The 14278-nt window shown below is 67.6% G+C and carries 12 protein-coding genes and 1 riboswitch; of the genes, 6 read left to right on the forward strand and 6 right to left on the reverse strand.

Annotated features, from left to right (window positions below; genetic code table 11):
* Positions 1–23 precede the first annotated feature (23 nt).
* Together V3B48_RS11065 and V3B48_RS11070 are read left to right on the forward strand one after the other, a co-directional pair.
* Positions 24–980, forward strand: coding sequence for a cation transporter (locus V3B48_RS11065; RefSeq protein ID WP_032128195.1), 957 nt, complete (start codon positions 24–26; stop codon positions 978–980).
* A gap of 111 nt (positions 981–1091) precedes the next feature.
* The gene (locus tag V3B48_RS11070) at positions 1092–1517 is read left to right on the forward strand and encodes an organic hydroperoxide resistance protein (protein WP_004136651.1); all 426 of its coding nucleotides are present in this window, start codon (positions 1092–1094) and stop codon (positions 1515–1517) included.
* A 143-nt stretch (positions 1518–1660) separates the two neighbouring features.
* On the opposite strand, the gene mmsB is transcribed toward V3B48_RS11070, so the two are convergent.
* The 5 genes from mmsB to V3B48_RS11095 are packed head-to-tail and all read right to left on the reverse strand — an operon-like array spanning position 1661 to position 7200.
* The gene (gene mmsB / locus V3B48_RS11075; protein WP_004136647.1) at positions 1661–2551 is read right to left on the reverse strand and encodes a 3-hydroxyisobutyrate dehydrogenase; all 891 of its coding nucleotides are present in this window, start codon (positions 2549–2551) and stop codon (positions 1661–1663) included.
* A complete protein-coding gene (locus tag V3B48_RS11080; RefSeq protein ID WP_329893741.1) occupies positions 2548–3723 on the reverse strand; it encodes an enoyl-CoA hydratase/isomerase family protein in 1176 nt (391 codons plus the stop codon). The genes mmsB and V3B48_RS11080 overlap by 4 nt, the downstream gene beginning before the upstream one ends.
* Positions 3720–4517: an enoyl-CoA hydratase gene (locus V3B48_RS11085; protein WP_087921197.1), complete on the reverse strand. Its 798-nt coding sequence runs from the start codon at positions 4515–4517 to the stop codon at positions 3720–3722. Before V3B48_RS11085 ends, V3B48_RS11080 begins: the two co-directional genes overlap by 4 nt.
* The gene (locus tag V3B48_RS11090; RefSeq protein ID WP_154261960.1) at positions 4514–5680 is read right to left on the reverse strand and encodes an acyl-CoA dehydrogenase family protein; all 1167 of its coding nucleotides are present in this window, start codon (positions 5678–5680) and stop codon (positions 4514–4516) included. The genes V3B48_RS11085 and V3B48_RS11090 overlap by 4 nt, the downstream gene beginning before the upstream one ends.
* Before the next feature lie 14 nt (positions 5681–5694).
* Positions 5695–7200, reverse strand: coding sequence for a CoA-acylating methylmalonate-semialdehyde dehydrogenase (locus V3B48_RS11095; RefSeq protein WP_329893742.1), 1506 nt, complete (start codon positions 7198–7200; stop codon positions 5695–5697).
* Between the two features lie 115 nt (positions 7201–7315).
* Between V3B48_RS11095 and V3B48_RS11100 the strand changes: the two genes are divergently transcribed.
* Positions 7316–8683, forward strand: coding sequence for a short-chain fatty acyl-CoA regulator family protein (locus tag V3B48_RS11100; protein ID WP_329893743.1), 1368 nt, complete (start codon positions 7316–7318; stop codon positions 8681–8683).
* Positions 8684–9263: 580 nt separating this feature from the next.
* Positions 9264–10208: a DUF1028 domain-containing protein gene (locus V3B48_RS11105; RefSeq protein ID WP_329893744.1), complete on the forward strand. Its 945-nt coding sequence runs from the start codon at positions 9264–9266 to the stop codon at positions 10206–10208.
* Between the two features lie 73 nt (positions 10209–10281).
* Here the strand turns inward: V3B48_RS11105 and V3B48_RS11110 are convergent, their stop codons facing one another.
* Positions 10282–12156 (reverse strand): patatin-like phospholipase family protein, encoded by a 1875-nt coding sequence (locus V3B48_RS11110; RefSeq protein WP_329893745.1) that lies wholly within the window; start codon positions 12154–12156, stop codon positions 10282–10284.
* 127 nt (positions 12157–12283) lie between these two features.
* Positions 12284–12499, forward strand: a riboswitch (cobalamin riboswitch).
* A gap of 175 nt (positions 12500–12674) precedes the next feature.
* Between V3B48_RS11110 and V3B48_RS11115 the strand changes: the two genes are divergently transcribed.
* Complete coding sequence (locus V3B48_RS11115) at positions 12675–13346, forward strand: epoxyqueuosine reductase QueH (RefSeq protein WP_329893746.1); 672 nt, start codon at positions 12675–12677, stop codon at positions 13344–13346.
* A gap of 55 nt (positions 13347–13401) precedes the next feature.
* Positions 13402–14028: a bifunctional nicotinamidase/pyrazinamidase gene (gene pncA, locus V3B48_RS11120; RefSeq protein WP_329893747.1), complete on the forward strand. Its 627-nt coding sequence runs from the start codon at positions 13402–13404 to the stop codon at positions 14026–14028.
* The last annotated feature ends 250 nt before the right edge of the window (positions 14029–14278 follow it).

Below are 14278 nucleotides of genomic sequence, written 5' to 3' on the forward strand. Positions count from 1 at the left end.
TGGCTCCGCTCTACAATTGAACCATGGCCGCCAACCGCCCGCAGTTCTTCGACCCCGCCACCGAACAGGGCGTGCTGCGCCTGTCGATCGCCGCCTCGCTGCTGCTGGCCGCCGCCGCAGTGGTGTTCGGCCTGCTGGCCAATTCTTCGCTGATCATCTTCGACGGCATCTACGGCCTGATCGACGTGGTGATGACCTGGCTGTCGCTGCTGGTGGCGCGCCTGATCGCGCTGTCCACACAGACCGATGCGCTGCAATCGCGGCTCAACCAGCGCTTCACCATGGGCTTCTGGCACCTGGAGCCGATCGTGCTGGGGGTGAGCGGCACACTGATGATCGGTGCGGCGCTGTATGCGCTGGTCAATGCGGTGGACGCGTTGATGTCCGGGGGCCGCCACATCGCCCTCGGCCCGGCCATTGCCTTCGCCGGGCTGTCGATCGTGGGCGAAGGCGCACTGGCCTGGTTCATCCTGCGCGCCAACCGCCGCATCGGCTCGGAGTTCATCGCATTGGACGCGAAGAACTGGGTGATCGCGGCCAGCATGTCGGCCTGCTACCTGCTGGCTTTCCTCGGCGGCGTACTGGTGCAGGGCACGTCGCTGGCGTGGGTCGGGCCGTACATCGACCCGGCCATCCTCGCCTTCGTCTGCGTGCTGGTGATGATCGCCCCGCTCGGCACAGTGAGGCGGGCGCTGGCCGGCATCCTGCTGGTCACCCCGCCGGAACTGCAAGCCCATGTGGATGCAGTGGCACGCGGGATCGTGGCCAAGCACGGCTTCGTCGAGCACCGCAGCTACGTGGCCCAGGTGGGGCGTGGCGAGCAGATCGAGCTGTTCTTCGTGGTACCGGAAAACGACCCGCCGCGGCCCCTGGTGGAATGGGACCAGCTGCGCGACGAGATCGGCGATGCACTGGGCGAGGCCTCGCCGGACCGCTGGCTGACCATCATGTTCACCACCGACCGCGAATGGACGATCTAGGCTGGCAGGACGATCAATCAAATTTTTCGTACGCATTGCAACCCAACGTACGCGGAAACCGGGCAAAGTAGGCTCCATCGCAACACCCACCCACCGACCAGGAGCATCCCGATGTCCATCGAAAAGGTTCTGTACACCGCCCAGGCCACCTCCACCGGCGGCCGTGAAGGCCGTTCCGTCTCCTCCGACAACGTGCTGGATATCCAGCTGTCGACCCCGCGCGAGCTGGGCGGCGCCGGCGGCCCGGGCACCAACCCGGAACAGCTGTTCGCCGCCGGCTACTCGGCCTGCTTCCTGGGCGCGCTGAAGTTCGTGGCCGGCCAGGCCAAGGTCGCGCTGCCGGCAGAGACCACCGTCACCGGCAAGGTCGGCATCGGCCAGATCCCGACCGGTTTCGGCATCGAAGCCGAGCTGACCATCAACGTGCCGGGCGTGCCGCGCGAGCAGGTGGAAGATCTGGTGCAGAAGGCGCACATCGTGTGCCCGTACTCCAACGCCACCCGCGGCAACATCGACGTGACGCTGATCGTTGCCTGATGCGGTGATGCCGGCCAGCGGCCGGCACTACCACTGCAGAAAAAAATGGGCGGATGCCGGTCGAAACCGAACATCCGCCCATCCCACCTTCGTTGTCCCGCACGGGGGCATGAGGTTGCCGGCCAGCGGCCGGCGCTACCAGGTCACTTCTCGCTCGTGATGAGCTGCACGACGCTGGAGAAATCCAGCTTGCCGCGGCCGGCCTGGTGGTTCATCGAGTACAGGTTGCGGGCCACTTCGCCCAGCGGAATCGAAGCGCCGACACTCATCGCCGCTTCCACCGCCAGGCCCATGTCCTTCAGCATCAGATCGCTGCCGAAGCCGCCGCTGTAGCCGCGCGAGGCCGGGGCGTTTTCCAGCACGCCCGGCCACGGGTTGCACACTTCGGTGGCCCAGCTGCGGCCGGTGCTGACCGCCATCATCTGCGACAGCACCTTCGGGTCCAGCCCATGCGCCACGCCGAGGGCGATGGCTTCGCCGGTGACCGCCATGATCACGCCCAGCGCCATGTTGTTGCACAGCTTGGCGACCTGGCCGGCACCGCTGGCGCCGACATGGAAGATGTTCTTGCCCATCGCCTGCAGCACCGGGCGAGCGCGCTCCAGCGCATCCTCCTCGCCACCGACGATGAAGGTCAGGGTGCCGGCCTGGGCACCGGCGGTACCGCCGGATACCGGCGCGTCGATCATCTGCAGGCCACGTGCGGCAGCGGCTTCGGAGACCTTGCGGGCGCTGGCCGGGGCGATCGTGCTGCAGTCGATGACCAGCGCACCGGCCGGGATCGCGGCGAGGATGCCGTCGTCGCCCAGGTACACGCCTTCGACGTGGCGGCTGGCCGGCAGCATCGAGATCACCACCTCGGCATCGGCCAGGGTTTCGCGCGCCGACGCGGCCGCGCTGGCACCGGCATCGACGGCGGCCTGCACCGCGGCCGGGACCAGATCGAACACGCGCACGGTATGGCCGTTCTTGACCAGATTGGCGGCCATCGGGCCACCCATGTTGCCCAACCCGATGAATGCAATGCGGCTCATGCAAGGCTCCTTTCAACAAGGGGAGTGCCCAGGTCGGCCAGCGGATGCGCGGCATCGGCCCAGGGGGAAGCGAAGAAGGTGTCGGCCCACGCGCCGGTGGCCTCGGCCAGGGTGGCCGGGTTCCACTGCGGATTGCGGTCCTTGTCGATCAGCAGCGCGCGGATGCCTTCGGCGAAATCACCGTGGGCGGCGCAATGCAGGGCGACGATGTACTCCAGGCGGTAGATCGCGGCCAGGTCCTGACCGGCACTGCGGCGCTGCAGTTCGTACGACAGCCGTGCCGAACCGGGTGCACCGGCGGCGAGGGTCTTCTGTGCTGCCTGCAGCCAGGCATCGTCGGTCTGCAGACCGGCAATGCGCGCAATGATGGCCTGCAGGTCATCGCCTTCGCACAACGCATCAACCTGCGCCGCATTGGCCAGCAGCGGGCCGGTGGCAGCATCGCTGGCATGCGACTGCAGCAGATGGCTGAGCCGTTCGTGGTTGTGTGCGGCGTTGCTGGACCACGCGACCTGCAGCAGCGCGTCGAACACCGCGCTGCGGCGTTCTTCGGCCACGTGCACATCGGCCAGGCCGGCGTAGATGGCGTCGCCCGGGTTCAGCAGCGCGCCGGTCAGGGCCAGGAACAGGCCGCCCTTGCCCGGCACGCGCGGCAGCAGCCAGCTGCCACCCACATCGGGGAACAGGCCGACGGTGATTTCCGGGAAGGCCAGCTTGGAGCGCTCACTGACCACGCGGTGGCTGGCGCCGGACATCAGGCCGATGCCGCCGCCCATCACGATGCCGTGGCCCCAGCACAGGATCGGCTTGGCGTAGGTGTGGATGAGGTAATCGACGCGGTATTCAACGTCGAAGAACTCGGCCGCGTAGTCGTTCTCGCGGATGTCGCTGCGGCCGGCCTCGCGGAAGTCGACCATGCTCTTGTACAGGCTGTGCAGGTCACCGCCGGCGCAGAACGCCTTTTCGCCGGCACCCTGCAGCACCACCATGGCGATGCCATCGTCGTCGGCCCAGGCATTCAACTGCTTCAGCAGCAGGTGTGCCATCGGCAGCGAGAAACCGTTGAGCGTACGCGGCGCATTGAGCGTGGCGATGCCGATGCGCGTGCCGTTGCCGGCTGCGCGCTCTTCGAACAGCACCGGTGCGTCGTCGGCAGCGGTGTCGGTGCTCATGCGTTCTTCCACTGCGCAGCGCGCTTTTCCAGGAAGGCGGTCACGCCCTCGACCTGGTCGGCGGTGTCGAACAGATCGACGAAGGCTTCGCGTTCGGCCACCAGCGCCGAAGCGTGGGTGCCGGTGCGGGTGGCCTGCACCAGGGTCTTGCAGGCGGCGATGCTGGTCGGGCTCTGCTTGCCGGCCTTCTTCGCCCATTCCAGCGCCAGCGCCTTGGCTTCACCCTTGCCGACCTTTTCTTCGGCCAGGCCAATGCGCAGCGCGGTCTCGGCGTTGATGCGCTCGCCCAGCAGGATCATGCGCTTGGCCCAGCCCTCGCCAACCAAGCGCGGCAGGTTCTGGGTGCCACCGGCGCAGGGCAGCAGGCCGACGGTGGCCTCTGGCAGCGCAACCTGGGCATGGTCTTCAATGATGCGCAGGTCGCAGGCCAGCGCGCATTCCAGGCCACCGCCCATGGCGTAGCCGTTGATCGCGGCGATCGACACGCCACGGAAACCGGACAGCGCCTCGAAGGCTTCACCGAAGCGGCGCGCGGCTTCACGTGCAGCGGCCTTGTCGCCGGAGGCGAACTGGTTGAGGTCGGCACCGGCGGAGAAGAATTTCTCGCCGTCACCGGTGATCACCAGCGCGTAGATGTCGCGGTCTGCGTTGAGCGCGCCCACCAGGTCGCGCAGCGCCGACAGGCTGTGCACGGTCCAGGTATGCGCCGGCGGGTTGTTCAGGGTGACCACGGCGGTGTGGCCATCCACCTCGACCTTCAGGCCCACGTGCTCCTGGGTACGCCAATCCTTCATCGCAGTTCCTCTTCGGTGTTGAGCAGGTGACGGGCAACGATCACCCGCATGATCTCGTTGGTGCCTTCCAGGATCTGGTGCACGCGGCAGTCACGCAGCAGGCGCTCGATCGGGTATTCGCGGATGTAGCCGTAGCCACCGTGGATCTGCAGTGCTTCGTTGCAGACGTTGAAACCGGCATCGGTGGCGAAGCGCTTGGCCATCGCGCACCACACGTTGGCGTCGCTGGCACCGGCATCGAGCTTGCGCGCAGCGGTGTGCACCATCTGCCGGGCGGCCACCAGCTGGGTGACCATGTCGGCCAGCTTGAACTGCAGCGCCTGGAACTCGGCCAGTGCCTTGCCGAACTGGCGGCGCTCGCCCATGTAGCGGCGTGCAGCGTCCAGCGCACCCTGCGCAGCGCCCAGCGAGCAGGCGGCGATGTTGATGCGGCCGCCATCGAGCCCCTTCATCGCCAGCTTGAAGCCGCCGCCTTCCTCTCCCAGAAGGTGGCTGACCGGTACGCGGACGTTTTCGAAGGTGATGCCACGGGTGGGCTGGCTGTTCCAGCCCATCTTCTCTTCCTTGCGGCCGAAGCTGATGCCCGGCAGGTCGGCCGGCACCGCAATGGCGCTGACACCGCCGGCACCGGCACCACCGGTACGCGCCATCACCACTAGCAGCTCGGTGGCACCGGCGCCGGAAATGAAGGCCTTCGAGCCGTTCAGCACATAGAAGTCGCCATCGCGCACGGCGGTGGTCTTCAGCGAGGCCGCGTCGGAACCGGCACCGGGTTCGGTCAGGCAGTACGAGGCCAGCTTGAGGCCGGCGGCCAGATCCTGGCCCCACGCATCGCGCAGCGCCGGCTGGCCCCACGTGGACACCATCCACGAAGCCATGTTGTGGATGCTGATGTACGCCGCGGTCGACGGATCCACGTTGGCGAGCTCCTCGATGACGACGGCGGCGTCCAGTCGGCTCAGGCCGCTGCCGCCCACTTCCGGGTCCATGTACAGGCCGCAGAAGCCCAGTTCACCGGCCTTGGCGATCGCCTCGCGCGGAAAGATGCCCTCCGCATCCCATCGCGCGGCGTGCGGCGCCAGTTCGGCCTGTGCGAAGTCGCGCGCCGCCTCGCGGTACGCCTGCTGCGCTTCTTCCAGTTCCGTCGTCATCGAGTGGCTCATGGCTGCTCCTGCCGTTACTTCAGGCTGATCGTGGTGTTGACGCCATGGCTGAGCGTCTCGTCATCGAACCAGCGCGCGGTGACCGTCTTGGTCTGGGTGTAGAACAGCACCACCTGCTTGCCGTACGGGCCCAGGTCGCCCAGCTTGGAGGCGCGCGAACCGGTGAACGAGAACAGCGGCACCGGCACCGGGATCGGCACGTTGATGCCGACCTGGCCGACGTCGATGTCTTCCTGGAACTTGCGCGCGGCGGCGCCGGACTGGGTGAACAGTGCGGTGCCGTTGCCGTTCGGGTTGCTGTTGACCATCGCGATGGCTTCCTCCAGCGTCTCTGCTTCGAGGATGACCAGCACCGGCCCGAAGATTTCTTCCTGGTAGATGCGCATGTCGGTGGTGACACCGGCAAAGATGGTCGGGCCGACGAAGTTGCCCTTCTCGAAACCATCGACCTGCGGCTTGCGGCCATCGAGCACCAGCTTGGCGCCCTGCTCCACGCCCGAGGCGATCAGGCCTTCCACGCGCTCGCGGGCGCTGCAGGAAATGACCGGACCGACGTCGGTGCCGGCGACGGTGCCACCGCTGACCTTCAGGGTCTTGGCCTTGGTGACCAGGTCCTGCACCCAGTTGCGTGCTTCACCGACCAGCACCAGGGTGGAGGCGGCCATGCAGCGCTGGCCCGCGGCACCGAAGGCGGCGCCGACCATCGCATTGAGGGTCTGTTCCTTGTTGGCGTCCGGCAGCACCACGGCGTGGTTCTTGGCGCCCATCATGCACTGCACGCGCTTGCCGGCCAGCGAGGCACGGTTGTAGACGTGGGTGCCGACGCGGGTGGAACCGACGAACGACACGGCCTTGATGTCCGGGTGGTCGCAGATCGCGTTGACCACTTCCTCGCCGCCGTGGACGACGTTCAGCACGCCGTTCGGAATGCCTGCTTCCAGCGCAAGCTCGACCAGGCGCATGGTGACCATCGGGTCCTGCTCGGACGGCTTGAGGATGAAGGTGTTGCCGGTGGCAATGGCCATCGGGAACATCCACAGCGGGATCATCGCCGGGAAGTTGAACGGGGTGATGCCGGCGCACACGCCCAGCGGCTGCATGATCGTGTAGGTGTCCACGCCATTGGCCACGTTGTTGGCCAGTTCGCCCAGCTGCAGGTTGCCGATGGCGGCGGCGTGCTCGACCACTTCCAGGCCGCGGAACACATCGCCTTCGGCGTCGGGCAGGGTCTTGCCCTGTTCGGCGGTGAGGATGTGGGCCAGCTCGCTCATGTTCTCGCGGATCAGCTGCTGGTACTTCAGGAAGATGCGCGCACGGGTGCCGATCGGGGTCTTGCGCCAGGTCTTGAAGGCTTCCTTGGCAGCGGCAACGGCGGCGTCCACTTCGCCGGTGGTGGCGAACGGCACCTTGGCCAGCACGTCCTGGGTGGCCGGATTGATCACGTCCTGCCAGTGGGAGGTGGCCGATTCAACGAACTGGCCATCGATCAGCATGCGGATACGGGGCGCTGCAACAGTCATGACGACAATCCCACAGGGTGCGAAAGATGCTTGGCATTATTCACAGCACCCACCTCGATTTCCGGGCTGAATCCGCTTAATCTGGCCAACACGCCAGACGATTCATGTTAATTCTGTGAATTATTCAGCCCCCCAGCGACAACTTGGCCTGCGCCTGCTGCGGCTGCGCGAGCAGCGCGGCTACAGCCAAGCGGATCTGGCACGGGCGCTGGGGCTGTCGGCCAGCTACCTGAACCAGATCGAGCGCAACAAACGTCCACTGACGCCGGCGGTGCAGAAGAAGCTGGGTCAGGTACTCGGCGATGTTTCGGCGCTGTTCGACGAAGATGAGCCTGCGGCATTGCAGGAAGCGCTGGGCGAAACCCTGCGCGACCTAGGCCTGGCCGAGGTCAGCGCGACCGAGCTGCGCGCCCTCGCTGGCAACCTGCCGCAGGTCAGCCGCGCGCTGCTGGACCTGCACCGCCGCCACCTGGCGCTGCGCGAGCATGCCGCCGCGCTGGAATTCCAGCTGGGCGAGCCCGGTGCCGGCAGCACCCTGCCGGCCGGCGACCAGGTACGCGAGTTCTTCAACCGCATGCACAACCACATTCCCGAGCTGGACGAGCTGGCCGAGCAGCTGTTCGCCGAGTGGGGGTTGTCCCCCGGGCACGTGGCACCGCGGCTGCGCCAGCTGCTGGCCGACCGCCATGGCGTGCTGGTGGAGGTGGCCGCACTGCAGGCCGGGCGCGAAAAGCGGCAATACGATGCCGGTGCGCGGCGGCTGTGGCTGCCCGATTACCTGGAGCCCGGCCAGCAGGCGTTCCAGATGGCCGCCGAGCTGGCGCTGCACGGCTACCTGCCGCAGATCGATGCGGTGGTGGCGCGCGCCGGGTTCACCGATGAGGCACGCATCGCGCAGGCGCGGATCGGTCTCTCCAACTATTTCGCCGGCGCGCTGGTGATGCCGTACATGCGCTTCCTGCGTGCGGCCGAAGCCAGCAGCTACGACATCGAACTGCTGGCGCACCAGTTCGGCGTCGGCTTCGAAGCGGTCTGCCACCGGCTGAGCACGCTGGCGCGGCGCAGTGCGCCCGGGCTGCCGTTTTTCTTCATCCGGGTGGACCGCGCCGGCAACGTATCCAAGCGCCACTCCGCCACCGATTTCCACTTCTCGCAGGTGGGTGGCTCGTGCCCGCTGTGGATCGTCTACGAGGCGTTCAACCAGCCGGGGCGGATCCTGACGCAGACCGCGCGCATGCCCGATGGCCGGCGCCACTTCTGGCTGGCACGGCAGGTCAGCAGTGGCCCGGTGGGCCATGGCCAGCCGCGCAAGACCTTCGCGGTGGCGCTGGGCTGCGACCTGCAGCATGCCGAGCGGCTGGTCTATTCGCTGGGGCTGGATGTGCAGAGCCCGGGAAATTCGGTGTCGATTGGGCCAGGTTGCCGGGTGTGTCCGCGCGAGGACTGCATGCAGCGCGCGTTCGCGCAGTTGCCGGGGCGGTAGGGTTGGTTCGGCAGGGCTGCGCCCTGCACCTGCTTCAATCCAAGGCAACAGCAAAAGCAACAGCGGGCTTTCCGTGGGATGGCGGGGTGGATCCGGTTGCGGGGGACGCTGCAAGTCCCCCTCCGGGGCCCGGCCCAGCCGCTGGCGGCTGTGCGTTCGGGCGCTTGCGAAGCAATGCTTCGCAAGCAAAGCGCCCTCACCCATGTAAGCTCGGTCGCCGCTTGCTCGTGTGCGCAGTCCTGCGCACACGGCAAGACCGGGGTTGGGCGTCCTGCCCAACCCGCCCGAGGCATGCCTCGGGCCCATGCGGCTCACGCCCCCGCAACCGGACCCACCCCGCCTTCGACAGTTTCCCGCGGCTGTTGGTGGGTGCTGACCGTTGGTCGGCACGCTGCTGTTGGTGGGTGTCGACCTTGGTCGACACGGTAGATCCACGCCATGCGTGGATGCGTTTCGATGAAGGTTCGAAATATTCGATCTCGATCGGATTCCATCCACGCATGGCGTGGATCTACTAAACCTTTCGTGCGTAGGCTGCATCCCATTGCAATGCCCGCCCATGGAGACACCTATATCCCTGTTGCGCTCTTGCCTGGCCCTGCTGCTCACTGCCACCGCCGCGCCGGCGTGGGCGACCTTTTCCATTGCCGCCTGCAACGAGGCCGGCGACTGCGGGGTGGCGGTGGCCACGCACAACCTGGCGGTCGGGGGCGTGGGTGTGCCGTGGGCACAGGCCAAAGTGGGCGCGGTCGCCAGCCAGTTCGAGACCAACCCGACCTATGGGTCGAAAGGCCTTGAACTACTGGCCAAAGGTCGCACGCCTTCGCAGGTGCTGAAGCAGCTGTTGGATGAAGACGGCAACTTCGATGGCACCACCCTCGCCGAGCGCCAGGTGGGGCTGGTCAGTGCGCGCGGCGGCAATGCGCAGTACACCGGCGCCACCGCGCAGCAGGCCAGCTGGGCCGGTGCGCACGGCGACGGCATGTTGAGCGTGCAGGGCAATGGCCTGGCCGGACCGGACGTGCTGGCGGCAATGCAACGTACCTTTACGGCTTCGCACGGAGCGCTGGCCACACGCCTGCTGGCGGCGCTGGAAGCCGGCCAGGCCGCGGGCGGCCAGCGCAGTGGGCAGTGGTCGGCCGCGCTGCTGGTGCGCACGCCAGGAGGCGACTGGCAGGACACCGACCTGCGCGTGGACGCCGACCCGCGTGCGGTCGCGAGGCTGCGCGAGCTGTACGACATGCGCCTGTCCAACGAGGCGATCATCCAGGCCGAGCAGCGTTGGGAGAACGGCGATGTGGCAGGTGCGCGCGCTGCGCTGGCGTCCTCGTTGTCACTGGCCCACGGCTGGGACCGTACCTGGGCGCGCGCTGCGCGCCTGGCCATGCGGCAAGGTGATTTCGCGCTGGCCCGCGAATACCTGGCCGGCCTGCGTGCGCTCAATCCGGGCTGGGTGAAGCAGGAGCTGGCGCTGCCGTTGTATGCACCCTTGCAGGGTGATGCGGTGGTTGCACCCTGGCGATGAAGCACCGCAGGGAGCAGATCATGCCGACCAAGGTCGGCACCCACAAGAACAGTTCAATCGGCCGCGGCGGAGATCAGTAGATCGGCGTCACCTTCATCTGCGGCAGCGGGCGCGGTGCGCCGTCGGTGAGGTCCGGGCCGAGGTCCTCCCAGGTACGTCCCTGCTCGACCATCAGCCCCCACAACTGCTGCGATGCCAGCCGCTTGTCTTCCGAGCCCAGCTTGTACGACGGTGGCGTCGGCTGGCCACTGGCAACCATCGAATAAGCTGAACGGTAGGCCAGTACCTGCTGCGCCAGGTCGTCGGTGCGCGCCACTTCCAGCGTGTAGCGCTGGTAGGCCGAGGCCAGGTTGCGCCAGCGGATCCAATAGTGGTTCTCGAACGAGAACGAACAGAAGCGCGCACCGGCCAGGCTGCCCTTGTCGGCGATGCGGGTCAGCACCTCCTGTGGCATGTCCAGGTTCATGCCGCCTTCGTCGCCCTGCAGGCTCACATGCACGATGCGGTCGCGGTAACCCGGCGCGCGCGCCTGCAGCAGGTCGCGCCAGTTCTGCATGGTCGCCACCACCGCGAACAGGAAACGGCCCAGCTCCGCAGCGGCCAGCGGTGTGGCGATCGACTGGTAGGTACGCTGCCAGCCGTGGCGGTTTTCGGTGGGCAGGAACACGGCGTGTTCCAGCGCCTGGCGGCCACTGCTGCCGTGGCTCACGTCTTCGGCGTGCTGCGGGTAGACCAGATTGATGGCGAAGGTTGGCCAGCGCGGCAACGCGGCATCGAACAGGTGGATCGGGAAGTTGCTGCTGATGCCACCATCGGAGAACCAGCAGATGCGGAACGCGGTGATCACCGGTCCGCAGGTCTGCCCGGCACTGGTCAGCCCTTCCATGCTGTCGGCCACGTTGTGCTCCTGGTCGGCCGCAGGTGCGGTCGGTTCGCAGCGACGCTCGCGGCGTGAGGGCTCATGCAACGGCACCGCGCTGATCAGCAGCGGGAAGCTCAGGCTCATGCGCGTGGCCACCAGCACCGGCAGCTTCGGGCCCTGCGGCAGGTGGTAGTACCGGCGCCCTTCCACCTCCAGTGGCGGGCCGGCCTGCGTCACCAGCCACTGCACCACGCTGGCCGGGAACAGCTGCTCGAACTCCTCGCGCAGGAACCAGAACTGCGCGCCGCCCAGCGGCAGCGTGCGCGGCTCGTTGTGCGACACACAGGTGGTGATCATCTGCAGGCTGATCGCATGCGGGCTGTCCGGCTCGCCGGCATAGCGCGGCGCATCGTGCAGGTCGGCGAACGTGAGCGGTGCATCCAGCGGCTTGCCGGACAGCTGCTGCAGGCATTCATGCAGCCACTCGGTCAACGCCGGCGTGCGTGCATCGCGGCCGAGGCCGCTGCACAGGCCCAGCAGGTTACGGCGCGCCACCCGCGCCACCCGCAGCGCGGCACCGGCCACGCCGGCACCATACGCGCACAGCAGTGATGGCAGCAGCGTGGCGGCCACGCCGCTCCAACCGCCGCCCCACCAGCCCAGGCCGAGCAGCAGCGCCAGCGACACCAGCACCTCCAGTGGCGCAATCTCGAACACCGCGATGGCCAGGCACAGCAGCTTGTGTGGCAGGCCGGCATTGCCGGTCAGCACCACCAGCAACCGATAGGCGGCGCGCGCGCCCCGTGCCGGCTGGAACAGGCTGTAGATGAAGCCGCGCCGCGACAGCTGCGCCGACACCGCCGACAGCCCGCCGTAGCCGGCATCGCCGGGCAGGTGCTCGCCGGCCTGCTGGCGGCGATCACCGCATGCCGCCGCGGCCGCTACGGCTGCAGCGATGGCGCCGGCTGAGGTGCCGCCGATGCTCTTGAAGCGATACTCGCGCGCCAGCGCCAGTACCGCATTGGGGTACACGATGCCGCTGGTGATGCCGCCTTTCATGACCAGATCGCAGTACTTCGCCGCCACGAGCCACCTCCCGTCTGTCGGTGCCCAGTATGGCAAGAGGCGCTCTCACAGCCTGAGAAGCGAGCCACAGCCCTGCGCTTTCATTGGCCCTTGACCATTGGCCCCGACGCGTCCACCGTGGGCACGCCGAAGGTATCCTTGCCGTGGCATTGATGGCGGCAGGGATTTGAACGGGAATCCGGTGAAGGCGCCTTGCGCGCCCATTCCGGAGCTGCCCCGCAGCGGTGAATGGAAACGAATCCTGCCAACAGCACTGGGCTCACGCCTGGGAAGCGGCAGGTAGTAGGTGGGCTGCGGCCCGTGTCCATCAGCCCGAATACCGGCCCCGGCCGGGGGACACGACCGTCCCCTGACTCGACCTGGAATCTCCGCGGGGAGGTTGCCGGGGCCGTCGTTGTCCTGCGCGTGCAGGCGGTGCGGCCGCGTGCGTCCTGTTCACGGTTTCCGGCCAGACCTGTTCACCCACGCGCTGATGCATGGGCCACCGCCGTTGCCGGCGGTCCATGCGGTACCTGACGATGACCGAGCTCCAACGCCCCACCCTGTCCCTGCCCGAAAACGGCCAGCGCCTGCTGCTGCACTCGTGCTGCGCACCCTGCTCCGGCGAAGTGATGGAGGCGATCACCGCCTCCGGGATCGACTACGCGATCTTTTTCTACAACCCCAACATCCACCCGGTGAAGGAATACGAGCTGCGCAAGCAGGAGAACATCCGCTTCGCCGAACAGCACGACATCCCGTTCATCGACTGCGACTACGACACCGACAATTGGTTCAGCCGTGCACGCGGCATGGAAAACGAGCCCGAGCGCGGCATCCGCTGCACGATGTGCTTCGACATGCGCTTCGAGCGCACTGCGCTGTACGCGCACGAGCACGGCTACGACACCATCAGTTCGTCGCTGGGCATCTCGCGCTGGAAGAACATGGCGCAGATCAACGACTGCGGCAACCGTGCCGCGTCGCGCTATGAAGGCCTGCAGTACTGGGACTACAACTGGCGCAAGGGCGGCGGTGCCAGCCGCATGATCGAGATCAGCAAGCGCGAGCAGTTCTACCAGCAGGAATACTGCGGCTGCGTGTACTCGCTGCGCGATGCCAACCGCCACCGCCGCGAGAATGGCCGCGAACGAATCAAGATCGGCCTGCTGTACTACGGGCAGGACGCTGAGACGCCGCAGGGCGATTGACGTGTGGGCATGGGGCGGCCACGCTGGTCGCCCCTTCTGCTGTACCGGAACTGCCATGACCGCCCTGCCCGCCGATGTCGCCCTGCTGGTGATCGACCTGCAGCCGGACTTCATGCCCGGTGGCGCGCTGGCCTGCGACCAAGGCGATGCGCTGGTGGCACCGATCGCCGATCTGCTGGCACAGCGCCGCTACCGCACCGTGGTGGCAACACAGGACTGGCACTCGGCCGACCATGCCTCGTTCGCCAGCCAGCACCCCGGCCAACGCCCCTTCGAGACCATCCTGCTGCACGCGCAGCCGCAGACCCTGTGGCCGGACCACTGCGTGCAGGGCAGCGCCGGTGCCGCGCTGCATCCGGGCGTGGACTGGACCGTGGCCGACCTGATCCTGCGCAAGGGCACGCGCCAACAGGTGGATTCATACAGCGCCTTCCGCGAGAACCATGGCCCCGATGGCGAGCGCCCGGCCACCGGCCTGGCCGGCTGGCTGCACGAACGCCGCATCCGCGAAGTGCACGTATGCGGCCTGGCCCGCGACTACTGCGTGCTGTGGAGCGCGCAGGACGCGGTGAAGTCCGGCTTCCGGGTGAAATTCCTGTGGGAGCTGACCAAGCCGGTGACCGACGCCAACGACGCGATGGTGCGCGAGGCGCTGGGCAAGGCGGGGATCGCGATCGCCTGAGGCGTGACCGCCGGGCATGGCCCGGCGCTACCGCACACGTCGCTTATGCCGCTTGCGCGCTCCTGCCCACGACAACACAATCGATTCATCCAGCCCCCTAACTACGCCCCCCTACAGATCGCGGGACGGCCGAACCGGGGGCTTTTCATTGGATGAAATCAGGATTCGGTAGTGGCGGGGGCCGGGGGGGGGGCCCCGGCGCGCGGGCCGATGCGGCGCACCCCCCGCACGCCCCGGGGGCGCCCGGGCG

The sequence above is a fragment of the Stenotrophomonas sp. SMYL20 genome (assembly GCF_036320045.1).
GTDB classification, from domain to species: domain Bacteria; phylum Pseudomonadota; class Gammaproteobacteria; order Xanthomonadales; family Xanthomonadaceae; genus Stenotrophomonas; species Stenotrophomonas maltophilia_A.

Coding starts and splice junctions, on each gene's coding strand:
- V3B48_RS11065 (WP_032128195.1), top strand. CDS start 24: ATGGCCGCCAACCGCCCGCAGTTCTTCGACCCCGCCACCGAACAGGGC.
- V3B48_RS11070 (WP_004136651.1), top strand. CDS start 1,092: ATGTCCATCGAAAAGGTTCTGTACACCGCCCAGGCCACCTCCACCGGC.
- mmsB (WP_004136647.1), bottom strand. CDS start 2,551: ATGAGCCGCATTGCATTCATCGGGTTGGGCAACATGGGTGGCCCGATG.
- V3B48_RS11080 (WP_329893741.1), bottom strand. CDS start 3,723: ATGAGCACCGACACCGCTGCCGACGACGCACCGGTGCTGTTCGAAGAG.
- V3B48_RS11085 (WP_087921197.1), bottom strand. CDS start 4,517: ATGAAGGATTGGCGTACCCAGGAGCACGTGGGCCTGAAGGTCGAGGTG.
- V3B48_RS11090 (WP_154261960.1), bottom strand. CDS start 5,680: ATGAGCCACTCGATGACGACGGAACTGGAAGAAGCGCAGCAGGCGTAC.
- V3B48_RS11095 (WP_329893742.1), bottom strand. CDS start 7,200: ATGACTGTTGCAGCGCCCCGTATCCGCATGCTGATCGATGGCCAGTTC.
- V3B48_RS11115 (WP_329893746.1), top strand. CDS start 12,675: ATGACCGAGCTCCAACGCCCCACCCTGTCCCTGCCCGAAAACGGCCAG.
- pncA (WP_329893747.1), top strand. CDS start 13,402: ATGACCGCCCTGCCCGCCGATGTCGCCCTGCTGGTGATCGACCTGCAG.